Genomic DNA, 14,913 nt, shown 5'->3' with positions numbered 1-14,913 from the left:
TTGTAATTAGCCCCCTCAGGGGGCTTTCATCATACCACCCGCTATGCGGGTGGTTGCTGATTTAATGCTATAGAGAACTATTTTTAGGCAATTTGTAACATTGATATGTTTGCGTTTCTTGCCAACTAAAAAGTTTTATGCTTTTTGTCCTGAATGATTTCACTTCCCGCCAACTAAAATTTTTTGGTTTTTTACTGCAAAAGTTTAACCAAAATTTAACTTTCCGCTTGTCGCCCCGCTAAATATTCAGCGTCTTTGCATGGGTTGGTTGTTTATTCGATGTCTGCTCCATACCTGATAAATGGTACTGGGTTGCGGTTGCCTAGGCGGCCTGATTATGGCAGGCACGACATCAAGATTTTTTAATTTATATTCTTGAGTGGGGGTGATATGAAATTTAAGGCTTCCAAAAGGTTGCTGTGTACCGCTATTGGCATGGTGATTGCTGGTCAGCTAGAGGCCGCGGGGCTGAAGCTGGATTTATATGTTGACGGTGAGCCCGCCGGGCAAACTGAAGTATTGTTGAACGGTGAGCGTTTAGGTTCCAGTGATGCCAAGGGCTCCTTTTGGAGCGATTCCATTCCCTCCGGTCGACACAGCCTACAGCTGGACCTGGGAAAAGGTCTGGAGTCTTACGCCTTTACAGTAACAGAGGATGAGGTAGCCCTGGTTACTGTTAATACCGAGTCGGAAACCGGGCGCAGTGTAAAGTCTATTCAGAAAATGGCGCTCGCAGCGGTAGATGAGAACGGTTTTGCCTCGGAAACTTTTCAATCCGAAAGTCTGGCGTCTGGAGTTATTCAAGGCACCGTAAGTGCGCTTGAAGGGGAGCAGCCGCTACGCAATGTTGCGGTTAAAGTTGTTTGGAGCGCTGAGCAAACGGTTACTGATCGGTATGGTAATTTTGCATTACAGCTTGCCCCGGGTACCTACCAGCTGCAATTGGAGCATCCGGATTACCAGACAGCCCAACTGAGCGCACTTCGTGTATTGTCAAAAATCAATCTGGTCCTGGATATTCAGCTCGCAAGTGCAGATGTATTTGTTGGCGAAGGGAGAGATACGCTGGAAGAAGTACAGGTGCTGGGCCGTTACCTGCCGGGCAATCCTATTGAAATTGAGCGAGTATCTTCGTCAGTTGTAGACAGTATTGATTTCACGCAAATTGCCCGTTTCGATGATTCTATGGTGAGCAGCGCGCTTAAGCGCGTGGTTGGGGTAACCCTTGAAGATGATCGTTTCCCCATTGTGCGTGGTATGAAGAGTCGCTACCAATCCACGGACTTCAATGGGGCACTTTTACCCAGTACCGATCCAGCGCGACGGGATCTGCCTCTGGATATCTTCCCCGCAGGCATTATGCAGGGCGTGAGTTTGCAGAAAAGTGCCTCGGCAGATGTGCCCTCCAGCGCTACCGCAGGGCATATCTCTATGCGCACCAAAGAAGCCCCACAGGAGGGGTTCTTTAAGGTTTCTTACTCTGCAAGCCACGGCGATATGCATGGCGATGATATTTTGATGTCCGGCACCGAGGGAGACCGGGACTGGCTCGGCATGGATGATGGAACGCGTGAGTTACCGGATGAATTGGGGCAAACGCTGTTTTTCTACCTGAATCCAGACCAAGATACGGATAGTGTCGGCGATTTTACTGAAGAAGATATACAGGGAATTGCGCGTAGCATACCCCATAATGCGATTGAAACTGGCGAGGCGCAAGTTGACTCAACTATGGGCTTTAGCGGCGGCAACAGTTGGGATATCGGCGAGCAGAGCTTTGGCCTTATCGGTGCGGTGCGTTACGCGAATAAATGGAGTAACAATATCAAGCAAAGTACCCGCTACAGCATAAACCGGGAAGAACTGGATATTGATTCCATCGTGGAGACACATGATTCCAACAATGTAATTGATCTGAGCGCCATGTTAAATCTGGAATGGAATATCAGCGATCAGCATCGCCTGGGGCTGAATAATATTGTATTGCGCCATACTACTAATTCCGCAGAAATCTCGGTTCACCACTCAGCGCCAAGCTCTCTACAGGGAGCTTTATCCGAAAGCCAAATTGATGAAATAAAAGCCGATTTAGATCTTGAGAAAATTTTATACCAGAATGTGGACTGGATTGAAGAACAGCTTTTGAGTCACCAACTTTGGGGTGAACACAGCGTCTCTTTATCATCGAGAAGAGGTTGGATGAGCTATCTGGGTGATCTTGAAGTCCAGTGGCAATTGATGGAGGCCAATAGCGAATACGATCGCCCAAATGCTACTCAGTATTCCTACAGGCGAAGTAATGGATCTAGCTACTCAATAAATACATCAAATTTTTCCCAGTACAATCTCTGGGAAAAGATGGAAGAGGATTCGTCGGCAAATAAGCTGGATATTTCCCTACCAATAGTGGGATTTAACTGGGCCTCATTGGTATTAAAGGCTGGGCTTTTGGATATGCAGAGGAATCGGGAAGGTGCCTATCACTATTACAAGCTTAGGAATGGCCCAGATCTACCGCTGGAAGTTTATGAAAATCCTGACCCAACTCAAGTGTACGCTCCAGAAAATATTTCCGGTGCGCCAGGTCGCTATGGTTTTTATTTGAGTATTGGCCGGATAATTGGTGAGAAAGATGTTGGGTTTTCCGGAGATAGCTATATCGCCGAGCAGGATATCGATGCAGCCTATGGCCTTATTGAAATGGATATTCAGGAGAAACTCAAGATAAACCTCGGCGTACGTAAAGAAAAGTACAATTTCTCTGCAGAGCAATATGCATACACACCAGAGCCTCTGGTTGAATTGTTGGATAAAGAGCGCACTTCCCCTTCGGTAAGTTTTACCTATCTGTTTAATGATCAGTGGCAGCTGCGCACTGCTTATACTGAAACAGTCAGTTGGCCAGAAATTTATGAAGTAATGCCCCGTGTGTTCTCTGATGTGGAAACCCTTGAGCAATATGTCGGAAATCCGGAGTTAAAACCCGCAGATATTGACAATATTGATATGCGTCTTGAGTGGTATCCCTCAGAGTCCGAGTCCATCACTTTGGCCTATTTTACCAAGGGTATGGTAAATGCGATCGAAAACCGCTTTGCCAAGAGCGGTGATGTTTTCGATTTTTATACTTTCGACAATGCAGAAAAGGCAGAAGTGTATGGATGGGAGCTGGACCTGCGCCGGGAGTTTACCTTGGGGCGGGATCAGGGCCACGAATTGTTTGTCCAGTTTAATTACGCGGATATTCGTTCAGAAGTGGAAACAATCGGGGGGCCTGAATTATCTCCGGTGCTAATAAAACGCGGGTTGCAGGGGCAGCCAGACTATGTCACTAACCTGCAGCTGGGTTATGACCATATCGACAGTGGCCAGGAGGTTACCCTGGTGTTTAATCGCAAGGGCAAAGAGCTGGCTATCGCAAACCCTGGCTTGGAAAAAGTGCCGTCTGATGTCTATGAATTGCCCTATAACGATCTTCGGCTTATTTACAAGAAAAATTTCCTGAACGGACTGTCTTTGTCTGCCTCAATCGACAATTTGCTGGATGAAGAACACCGGATGGAGTACGACGGTTATGATACTCCCTATTTGAAATACTCCAGCGGACGCAAGTTCAAATTAAAAGCCAGCTATAGCTATTAAAGAAATACCAATTTCTATTGAGCGTTTATAACTGATATGGCTGAACCATATACAAATTTTTAAAGACCACTTGGATAGAATCATGTCTAAGAGAAAAGATTGTGCGATGGATAAAATGCGCAAAAAAATCACCTGTCGGCTGGGCAGCTCTTTGCGCAAGCGCGTGATGTTGTTGGGCAGCGCCCTTCTCCTGGCTGCCTGTAGCGGAGAGTCTTCCGATGAAATTGCACAGGAGCAACCACTGGATCTGTCCCTGCAGCAATGTGAGCTAGCACAGGGTGGGGTTGTTGGCACTGCCATTGATCCGATCATGGTAGACGGTGTCGAAACCCAGGCCTGCCTTTTAAGTCAGGACTTTGGCCAGTCGGGGTACATCAAGCTTAAAGACAGCCACCAATATGAACCCCTGGCTTGGGTGCTTGATGGCATTTACGAAATAGGCCAGAGCAAAAGCTATGCAACACTGGCAGCCTTACAGGCTGACGATATAGCTGAAATTACAGCGCAGAATGTGCGCGTCTACGCACGGCAGGGCAGCGTGGTTGTGGTGCATCGCAATGCCCATCTAGTTATGGATATAGAGTCTATCGATGACAACCGTTCCGGTGGTGGCGAATGGGGTGGTGTTGTGGTGAATAGCGTTGGCTACCATCCAGACTGTGGCGACAGCACCAGTAACGAGAGTTTTTGCAATATTAAAGGGCCCTGGGGTTACTATGGGGGTTTATCTCAAACCGAGACCCGCTATGGAAGTTCGGTGCTCAACGAAAAAGATCTGAGTGGTCGCCAATTTTTAAGTGGCTTTAGTGGCTATGTGGCCGAGGCCGGAGGGCACACCAAGAATAACCTTCCGCTGAATGCCGCTATTACCATTAATGCGCCACACTTCGCGCAAACCAAATCGCCAGACGGCGTTTTGTATAGTGCAAATACTGGCCTGGAACTTAATGGCGGGGCCTTGAAAGCGCAAACTTATGCAATGGGCAACCAGGGGCATGCCATTCACTGGCACAGTGGTTTTGCCGGCCAGATAGGCAGTGACCGTATTATTTATCACGATAGTGACAAAGTGGCCCTGAAGGGGGAAGCCAGCAGCCCGGCAATGCAAGAGGACGCTGGTGTTCAAATCTTTAAGCTGACTGTTGTCGATAAATCCCTAACGGCGGCCAAGGCACTTGAACTTTCCGGGGGCGGGGATGTTTCCGTGGAGCACTTTGTGGTGCAGGGGTTTAATACCTGCTTGAGTATTGCCGACCAGGCAACCCAGGTAGCGCTAAGCAACAGTGTATTGTACTGCGATAAAGCCAGCCGCGCGCTAGAGGGTGTACCCGACTACGCAGAACCACTTCTTTCCCAGGCGGAGAAGCTATATACCTTAAACCCCGATTTAAAGTCTGATTTAACACTGGATAACACAGCCATCCAAGGGGTTACAAATGCAAGGCTACCGAACTTTCAAAAGGGAGTCTTATTAAATTACGATTTCCGCCTGCTCTACCAACCCTGCTTTGGTGTGGGCACTCCCCTCGATGAAACCGTCGATATTGGGCAGAATACCTACAGCATTTGCGAACTGCAGGGCCAGGTAAACAGTAACCTGTATTTTGATGATGATATCAATGATGAGTTTGTAGCCTGGCGCCTGAAAGGGCCACTAACTTTTGGCAATGCACTGGCTGGCCTGAGTGGAGAAGAGCAAGTGGCCCAATTGCAGCAGCCGAAGAAAGTGATTTTGGATGGAGATTCCAAACTGCTGCTGGATGCCACCTCTTCGCTGACCTTTAATGCAGGCGTTGCCTTGAGCGTGCGGGGTACCGCGGATGACCCGGTAGAACTGGCATCCCAGGATGCCGAGATACACTGGGCAGGGATGACCATTAACGGCCTGGATAGCCAGTGTGCCAGTGAAGCGGCCTGTACCCTGGCCGCCCAGCCGCGGGTCAATATCCATTACCTGCGTTTGCTGAATGCGGGTAATGGCCAGCCGGCGCTTAAACTCCATCATGTGGGTGCCGAAGTTGAGCTGAATTACCTGGATATTGCCGACTCCCAGACCGATGGCCTGGCCTTGGATGGCGGCGCAGCGAATATCGATTGGCTCCTGATCTCGAACGTAAAAGACGACCTGGTAACCTGGATGAATGGCTATCGCGGTACGGTGCAATATGCCATTTTACAGCCGGGGGAAATGTCCAGCGGCCATGCCTTGTTGGGCCGTAATTATTCCGCAGACCACAACGCCACACCGCGCTCGCGCCCGGTTATGGCAAATATCACCGTTAAAGGCGCAGAGAATTCGGATACCGCTATTTTACTGGAGCAGGGCTCTGGCCTGCTGCTTTACAACTCCGTGGTTGCCGAGTTTGCCACCTGCCTGGATATTGATGACCAGGCCACCTCAGACCTGCAGTTTAGCGATCCACTGGAAATCTATTTCGATCAAGTGGTGTTGGATTGCGGCAGCCCCGTTCCGGATGAAGAAGAAGACGGTGGGCTCGATTTTGCTACCACCACCATAGGGCTCGACCGTGTGTACAAAGTGCCCGCAGTCTTGGATAGCAACTTTGTTGCCACCGGTGGCGAGATTCCCGGCATTGACTTTGGAATGGATCTTTCCCTGGCCGGCGACGCCGCCCGTTACCTGAATGCCGGTGTGGGCTATGTGGGCTCTGTACTGGATTCCCTGGACGACTGGTACCTGGGCTGGAGTGACTCTGTGGGCGTATTGTTGGCTGCCGAATGCGATTATAAGGGGGTGCTGGAGGATGATTTCAGATACATAAATGAAGAATTATACATACCGGAAATAGGAAGTACTGTGTATTCCTACTTTAAGGTCTGCGGATTGCGCGGCACGATTACCGAAGACTTTATCCTGAATGCCTTTACCGACGAAGACCGGGAAGCGATTGAGAGTGGCCGCCAGGTGAATGAAGAGGTCTATCCAGGGTATTTTCTCGAGCGGGACCCGGCGCCTACCCTGTGGTTGATTAATGGCCTGGTCAGGATTGGTGAGGGACACCTGAAAATTACCGATATTGCCCAGATGGAGGCGATGAAGGCCAATCCGGTAACCCTGGGGATTGAAGCCTCCGGTATAGTGATGGTTTCCAAGGGCGGCGGCCTGCATATTACCCGCGGCGGCGCCCTGGAAGTAATTGGCGATGTTAGTCTTCAGAATACGGAGCTGGATGGGGATGCCGCCGGGCCAGTCAACTTGGTAGGCCGAATTGATAGTGAAGAAAATGAAGTCCATCGTTTTACCGCAGGCTACCCCTTGGATACGAAGGTGCACACCTGGGCCGGCTTGATAATCGACGGTTTTGCGCGCAATAACCAGTGCCCGGAGGCCATGGCGGAGCCCGGTAGCCGTGTCTGTAATATCCAGGGGGAGTACGGTTACCACGGCGGCTATGATGACAGCTATAGCAACGTCAATATTGAAAACCTGCATCTATTAAAAGGCTCGTTGCGCCTGAACAGCGTAGGCCGCGCGAAGATTGAGAATGTGTATTTTGGTCTGGGGGATTTAAGCGGGGTTCCACGCACGCCCGTGGCCTGGGGCAAGGAGAACTTTGGCCGCGCGGCGATAGATATTGATGGTGGCGTGGTAAATCTGCGCAATGTCCAGATTGCCGATTCAGTACCCGGCAATAGTCTCCGCTGGAACCATGGATACCGGGGCTCTATACGATCTATCTATATCAATGATAGTGGATTTGCTAATGTCCTTGGCACTCAAGAGGAATTTGTCAGCACACTGTACCAGAAAGATGGTGTGTGGCATGACTACCCGACGATTTCCGGGCGCAATGGCGATCCGGATGCACTGCCGCGCTCCATGCCCACGGTATCCAATCTTACTTTATATAGAAATGATGCGGTCATGTTCTCAGACCCCACAGGCCTCAGTGTTACCACCACCGCGCTGGAATTACTTAGCGCTAGTGGTTTGTTTTTGCACAATAGTATTGTTGGAACTAACAAAATTGATTTCGATTGGGCGGATTGGTATGGTTATACTTGGCTGGTTGATCAATGCATTTCCTCTGATGAGAGCATTATATCGCTACTGAAGGAGAGTGTTATTTTTGATCAAGTGGCCTTTACCTGTAGCGAAATATCCCAGGACCAAAACCTGGCAAACCAGATTGATAACCGCTTTAGTGCTCAACCAGTCGAAAATAAAATCGGTGTCGCAAGTAACTCCTCCACGATTCCGTTTCCGAGCCAGGCGAATAGCGATATCTATTATTTGGATTGGGTTTTTGGCGCACAAAGCGAATCTCCTTTTCAGGACATCGCCGGTGTCAATGCTTTTACAGAATGGTCAAGATTTTATCCGACAACAAGTTTGATCAATTTGGGTAAGGCCGAGCCCGACTATTCCAAATCAGAGTCTGCTGATACGGACTTTATAACGAATAGCCCCTTCTTCGGTGCTATTGATTACTTTATTCCCATTAATGCTGGAGAGGAGCTGGGTGGAGAGAGATAGTAAACCCAGTAAGATTTTAATACAAAAAAAGGCCGGCAATTACCGGCCTTTTTGTGTGTGCCGGTAAATATTTTCAAGTCGTATTCTTCGGTTTGACCTTCTGTTTTTATTGATATTTGCTTGTCTGGTTTTTTATAAAAATTTAATGTCGCCGGTAGAGTTTTAAATCGTCTACGGTCAATTTTTAATATTTTTTAGTTCTAGGTTTTTCTTTTGAGAGAAAAAACTGATCTAGATATTAAGCTTGGTTGAAATATCCCCTTGCTAAATTTTAAGTGCCCGGCGAGGAGGTGTTTGCCGAGCAAGGAGAGAGATAAATATCTGATGTTTTTAAAATTAACTTCCATTAGGTGGAGCTTGTGATGAAAAAGGTAATTGCTTCCGTTGGTCTGATGGCTTTGGCTTCAGTTTCATATGCGGAAACGGATTTGGGTCTCAATGGCCAATGTAACAACAATGGGAATTTTCAAGGTGTTGTAACCTTTAATGGTGCGCCTCATTTGCGCTGCGATCTGCCGGCGTCTATAGCGGTAAACGATACGGTAGTACTTGCAAAAAATAGCGCTACATTTCCCTTGCCCTATCCAATTGTATGGGCACTGCCAGGGGTTGTTGTGGTGGGTAACGGCCATATCCAGAACGCTAACCCCAGCACGGTAGACAAAACCGTACTGAAGATCGAGGCGGGCACACAGATTGCCGGTGCGGCAGACAGTAACTCTGCGCTGGTCATTACCCGCGGTGCGCAGATTGATGCAAAAGGTAGCCATGTTGCTCCTATCGTATTTTCCTCTATAGACAACAATATGACAGGCAGTGGCGAGTGGGGCGGTTTGGTCTTGGCGGGCTTTGGCGAAAGCAATGGCTGCCCCAATACTGACGGGCAAGACCTCTGTGAAATGGAAGGTGTTGCTGCATCCTATTACTACGGTGGCGGAAAGTATCTGAATGAAACCATAAGCAGCGGCACCCTGGAATATGTGGTGATTGCTGAGGGTGGCCATGAAGTGGGTGAAGCCAGTGAAATTAATGGCCTCACTCTCTACACGGTGAATAGCAGTACCAATATTAGCAATGTGCATATTCACAATAATCAGGATGATGGTATTGAGTTCTTTGGTGGTGACGCCGCGGTTGAGTACCTGTGGCTGACTTGTAATCAAGATGACAGCGTGGATTGGGATGAAGGTTACCGTGGCTCTCTTACCAATGTGAGTATTGCCCAGGGAGACAATGCCGACCACGCCTTCGAATTGGCTAATAATCCAGACTCTGCGACTGCCGCCCCAATTGCGCGCGGTGTTGTTACCAACGTAACCGTTGGCTTTGTGGGCAGCACAGCAGGTTCTACCGATGTTCCGCTGAAGCTCAAGGAAGGCACCGATGCCTACTTTGAAAATGTGCAGATTCTCGGTTATGCCAGCAAGGCTTGTAACGATACCTCCAGTGCTATTGGCAGCAGTTCTACCTCTTATACTGGCGATGTCTTCAACACCATGGAGTACGACTGTGCTCCAGAGAACGATAACACCAGCTATATGGCCCTGCCGGCTTCCTCTTTAGCGACTGGTTTTGCTTCTGCCTCCTTCTGGAATGCCCCTAACTGTGATTAATTAAAAATCCCTGCTTTATTTCTTCGCTATTTGGCGCGGGTTTATCCTGCGCCTTTTTTGATCTGACTGCACTAATATGATAGGCAGATGGGCCGGTTTACTTGAGCTTCTTTGCGCTGAACGCCTGTTTTGTCATGATTTGGCAATAGGCTTTTGCGAGCATCGGCAAGCTAAAAATCAAGAATTTCTGATTAAGTGCTTGCTGGGGTAAGTTCTGGATATATTTTCTGCTCAAGGATTCGGGGTATTGGTGCGATTTAGCCGCTTATTGGCTGCCTGGGGGTTTGTATTTTTTTTGTTGATACTGGGATTGCCAGTGTCCCAGGCTGTTGCCTCTGTGCCATCATCTGGTACTTTCGAGCCACATATGCCTCAGCCATTATTTATAGTGCTGCAAAACCTGGCGAAGGAATATCACTTCCAGTTAGTGACTGATCCATTACTGATGCAAACACAGCAGGTGCTGGTGCCTGCGCAGGGCGCCACTATGGAGTTGCGCTTAAGTGCGCTGCTCGGGCCATTTGGGTTGAGCTATGAATTGATCGATAGCACTTTGGTGGTGTACCGGGAAACGCTGGATTTGCCGGAAGAGACGGTAGTCGATAGAGAGGAGACCGACGGGATTGCTGAAGTGGTGGTGAGTGGCCAGGCCTTGACACCAGATAATAGCGATAACCTGGGTTATGGTGGTGAGCGCTATATGGGCGGTGCGGATGCGAGTATCAATTTTCGGGAAATACGCTCGCAGGGGGTTACCGATCTGGCCTCAGCATTTGAGTTGATTTCCGGGGTAAAAATGGAGCAGGACCGCTATGCAGTAATTCGTGGTTTGCGCGGGCGCTATCAATCTGTGCGACTCAATGGCGCGGTGATGCCCAGCCTGGAGCCCTCCAGCCAGCGGGTGCCGATGGATATTTTTCCGGTGGAAATATTAAGTCATGTGGATTTGTATAAATCGGCGCTTGCCGATGCGCCGGGTAATGCCAGTGCCGGTGTGGTGAATATTGAAACCCGGCGCATTCCCAAGGAAAACACTTTCACCCTGGTAGCCGGTACCGCCTATATGAGCGGTACTACCGGCGATGAGGTTTTGCTTGGTTATACCAGTGAGCGGGATTGGCTTGGGTCATTGGATTCACAGCGCAAATTGCCTGCGGCTATTGCTACGGGCGCGCACTACGGAAATCTGGATGATTGGCCGGAGGCAGAGCGGGAGGCGGCCGGGGAGTCGATACCCACTAACTACGCACTGACCAAGGGAACTGCGGGAGTGGATGGGCTTTTGAACCTGAGTGGTGTCTACCATTGGCAAGCGGGAGATCATCACTGGGGGCTGAGTGCCTCCCTGGGGTATCACAATAGTTGGCGGCAGGTTAGCCAGCAATCACAGGTAATGAGCCGACGCAATATTGTTTCAGATAACGATGAGCTGAAAGAGGTATACCTGGCCAGTGAAATTTCAACGCACCGCAGGCTGGATAACCAGATTAATGCTAATGCGTTAGTGGCGCTGGGATATAGTTGGCGGGATACACACCACGTTGGAGCAAATTATCTGTTGCTGCGGCAAAGTTCGATCTACAGCGAACAGATAAAAACGCGGGAATCCGCATCGAGCAGTTTATACAATGCGCCGGGGCGCTTGCGCAGCTTGCATAACTGGATTGGTAAACAGATATGGTTGGGGCAGTTGTACGGCAGCCACCTGATTGAATCCGGTGTGCCCTGGGATATCCGCTGGCATTTGACGTCGGCAAGCTCTCGTTATTTGCGGCCTTATGATGTTGACTTTCAATATCTGCGGGCAGATCCCTCTTCATCTTACCGATTTGATACCAGCAGCAAGGGTTTTCACGTGGGGTGGGAGCGGATGCAGGAACAGAGCTTTGGCAGTGGGTTTAGCGCAGTGCGGGAGTGGTCTTTGGTTGCGCTATCTGGCGATATCAAGCTGGGTTACGAATTGCTGAATAGTCTGCAGGATGGCTATTTACTGGAATATGTTTTTTTTCCTAAAGGGAGTATAAATTCAAGCTGGGAGATGTTGGAATCAAATGATCCCGCAGAGATACTCACACCGGAGAATATTATTGGTAAACCTGGAACCGATGGTTTCCTCTTGAATGATCCCATACGTATTAATGTGAATCCTCCAGAATTAAATGGAAACTTTTACTGGGCCAAACGCAGGAATCGTGCTCACTATTTACTGGCGAATAGCTATTGGAATGAACATTGGCAGTTTTTGCTGGGGGTGCGTCGCGAGAGAGAAGCGATAAAGGCGGATTTCTGGGATTATGCCCCGGAGGCTTGGGTGCCTTTGCTGGACGAGGGGCACAATTTGTATTCCGCGGCACTTAGTTATATTCCCTCTGAATCCCATAACTTGCGTTTCGGATACAGTGAAACTGTGGTTTGGCCCAGTGTAAATGAGCTGATGCCGAAGCGCTATGAAGATGTTGATTTGCGCATTGAGGTGACGGGTAATCCTTATTTGCAGGTTGCTTTGGCTGAAAATTGGGATCTGCGTTGGGCCTATAACAATTGGGAGCGAAATATTGGGATTAATATTCTGGGATTCTATAAAAATATCGACAATGCAATTGAGGGTGTGTTTTTTGATCCTGTGCTTAGTGCTGATACCACCTTTAATGTTTATAGTTATACCAATACACCTGCTGCGGAGCTTTACGGAGGTGAGCTGGAGGTGGATTACTCCAGGATTTTGGATGGCACCCACAAGTTTGCCGTGGATGCCAGCTATTCGAAAATGTATTCTGAAGTGGAAATCCCAGAGAGTTTAGGATCGCAATCTGAGAAAAGGCCTTTGCAGGGGCAGCCGGACTACTTGATGAGTCTGCAGTTACAGTACCATCACCTGGCAAGCGATCAACGTCTGTCTTTTAGATATAAGCGTTCCGGGCGCGAGCTCTTTATTGTGAGTGATACCGTTGATGTCCCTCACGTATATCGCGATACTTCGGCTAACCTTTCGCTCAGTTACACTTGGCGCTTTATGCCTAATATTTATGGGACTTTCTCCGTCGATAACCTTTTAAAGGGGGAGCAGCGCTATGTGCAGGCCGGTCAGATTTTTATGGACTATACAGAGGGCCGTAAATTCCAGTTGCGCTTCTCGGCTGATTTCTGATTTTAGCTCAGGTAATCTATGGTGTTTCTTCTACTGAACGTTCTAATACGGTATGTGATCCCTGGTGCTGAATTTTAAGATTGTGCAGTTTGGCCAGTATTTGGATATTGGTATCAATATTGTTCAGGTCAAAACTCCCGCTGACCAGTAGTTTACCAATATCGTTTCCCTTAGTGGTTAGCGGGGTGTCGGTAAAGCGGTTAAATTCTATCAGGAGTTCAGAAAGACGCTGATTCTCTACTTGAGTATATCCCTCAATCCAGCTTTTATAGTTGGTCAGATCAAATGTTTTAATGGCGCCAGTGCTATGTTCAGTAATTCTAAGCATTTCACCGGCGCCAACAACAAAGCGTTTTCTTGTTTGCTTGAGAGGGTTTACGATGACTTCGCCCTCAAGCACAGAGAGCTCTGTAAAACCGTAGCGCTGATCCACATTAAAAATGGTGCCCAAGGCGCGAATAGAGGCTTGCCGGGATTCCACTACAAAAGGGCGGCTTGGATCTTTGGCCACCGAGAACTGTGCTTCGCCATTAAAGAGACGAATACGCCTTTTACGAGGGTTAAAACTTACCGCAACTTTGGTAGTGGCACTGAGATCCAGGGTACTGCCATCTGACAGCTTTTGGCTGCTTACCTGTTTGGGTTCCGTCTGGTATATACGCTTTGCTGATTTTGGTGTATTTGAATTGTGCATCATGGTGGTTGTTATCACTATTAGTAAACTTGTGGCAATTGCCAGGTACCAGGGCCGCACAGTTGCCTTCCTGGAGTTTAACGGTTCCTTGTGATCAGTCTTCTCAATCTGTAAAAGCGCCCGTTCGAAGTCTCTGTGGTTCCAGATGTACTCTATTCTTTGAGCTATGGCTTGTCTGTTTGGCTTTTGGTTTAGCCAAGCCCCAAAGTCCTTGCGTTTTTCCGGGCTCGCCTTTTCCCTTGTGCCGTGGAGAAACCAGGAAAATATTTCCTGTTCTTCTTCTGGAGTGATTGAAGTATCTTTGTTCATAGTGGTCTTGCCTTCACCATTTAACCATCGATAACGCCGATCAAACTTTTGAAGGTTAAAAATGATGCTCCATATTTTGCTCAATCATCTTAAGAGCACGATTAAGTTTTTTTTCCACAGCCTTTACTGAGATATCCATCTGCTCAGCAATTTCGATATTGCTCTTTCCGTGCAGTTTGCGCATAACAATAATATTTCGGGTTGTGACCGGTAACCGGTTGAGCAGTTTGATAAACATAGCGAGACGTTGCTGGTCATCCACTCTTTCTTCAGGTTGTGGGTCCTGGCTGGTAATATCGTCGCTCAGTACTTCCATCGTATAATTATTTCCCCGTCGCATACTGTCGTTAATGATATTGATCACAACACGATACAGGTAGCTTACGGGATTGTCGGGCGTTTCGTTGTTGTTTATCAGTTTGGTAAGCCGGGTGACAGCCTCCTGGTAAATGTCTTCCGTTTCCTGAGCATTGCGAACCCGTTTCCTAATGAAATTTAGTAACTTGGGCCTTTCTGCGGATAGCTCCAGAAAAACGCTATCGTTGGCAGCTTCTGCTTGATTCATCTTCATGTGACTTCCATGCGGTAATCTATCTGACATATAGAATTGCCCTGTCCCTGTGGAGTCATCTTATGCCTGCTGCTATAAGGCAAAGACGTATGAATCTGGACTGTGCGACATGTTTTTTTCGATTTAAGGTGTTATTTATTGTGTTTTTATGAAATTGTCATAATGCAGTCATGACAGTTGCACAACAGCTTGGTTGGTGTGGCGGGTAATATTACTTATTGGGCGTTTGGGGGGGATGGACATTGTGTTTTGAAAAAGTGGTAGTTGTCGATTGAATATAAATACTGAAAAGGCGGAGGGAGGGAATCCATTACACTCGCGACATTCTGGAGTTACTAGAAAGCGGGAAGGAAAGAATACACTGCGCTCGGGACCGCATGAGGCATGGATGCCGATTACGAGTTTACAGGGATGTATTCACAGCGCGTCTCGAGTGCA

6 protein-coding genes are annotated in these 14,913 nt (G+C 48.3%); 4 read left to right on the top strand and 2 right to left on the bottom strand.

Annotated elements, in window-relative coordinates; genetic code table 11:
* The first annotated feature begins 390 nt into the window (after positions 1-390).
* From ACCI49_RS17040 to ACCI49_RS17025, 4 genes are all read left to right on the top strand, one after another.
* Positions 391-3,642: a TonB-dependent receptor gene (locus tag ACCI49_RS17040; protein WP_371840315.1), complete on the top strand. Its 3,252-nt coding sequence runs from the start codon at positions 391-393 to the stop codon at positions 3,640-3,642.
* A gap of 82 nt (positions 3,643-3,724) precedes the next feature.
* On the top strand, positions 3,725-8,140 hold the full coding sequence (locus ACCI49_RS17035; RefSeq protein ID WP_371840314.1) for a beta-helix domain-containing protein: 4,416 nt from the start codon (positions 3,725-3,727) through the stop codon (positions 8,138-8,140).
* Between the two features lie 362 nt (positions 8,141-8,502).
* Positions 8,503-9,753 (top strand): beta-helix domain-containing protein, encoded by a 1,251-nt coding sequence (locus ACCI49_RS17030; protein WP_371840313.1) that lies wholly within the window; start codon positions 8,503-8,505, stop codon positions 9,751-9,753.
* Between the two features lie 316 nt (positions 9,754-10,069).
* Positions 10,070-12,901 (top strand): TonB-dependent receptor domain-containing protein, encoded by a 2,832-nt coding sequence (locus tag ACCI49_RS17025; protein ID WP_371840311.1) that lies wholly within the window; start codon positions 10,070-10,072, stop codon positions 12,899-12,901.
* Between the two features lie 16 nt (positions 12,902-12,917).
* Here the strand turns inward: ACCI49_RS17025 and ACCI49_RS17020 are convergent, their stop codons facing one another.
* Both ACCI49_RS17020 and ACCI49_RS17015 read right to left on the bottom strand, forming a co-directional pair.
* Complete coding sequence (locus ACCI49_RS17020) at positions 12,918-13,904, bottom strand: FecR family protein (protein WP_371840310.1); 987 nt, start codon at positions 13,902-13,904, stop codon at positions 12,918-12,920.
* Between the two features lie 55 nt (positions 13,905-13,959).
* Positions 13,960-14,475, bottom strand: coding sequence for an RNA polymerase sigma factor (locus tag ACCI49_RS17015; RefSeq protein WP_371840309.1), 516 nt, complete (start codon positions 14,473-14,475; stop codon positions 13,960-13,962).
* Positions 14,476-14,913: the final 438 nt, after the last annotated feature.

The sequence above is a fragment of the Microbulbifer epialgicus genome, from assembly GCF_041447265.1.
Classification (GTDB): Bacteria; Pseudomonadota; Gammaproteobacteria; order Pseudomonadales; family Cellvibrionaceae; genus Microbulbifer; species Microbulbifer epialgicus.
This window is presented reverse-complemented; position numbering and strand designations above follow the sequence as displayed.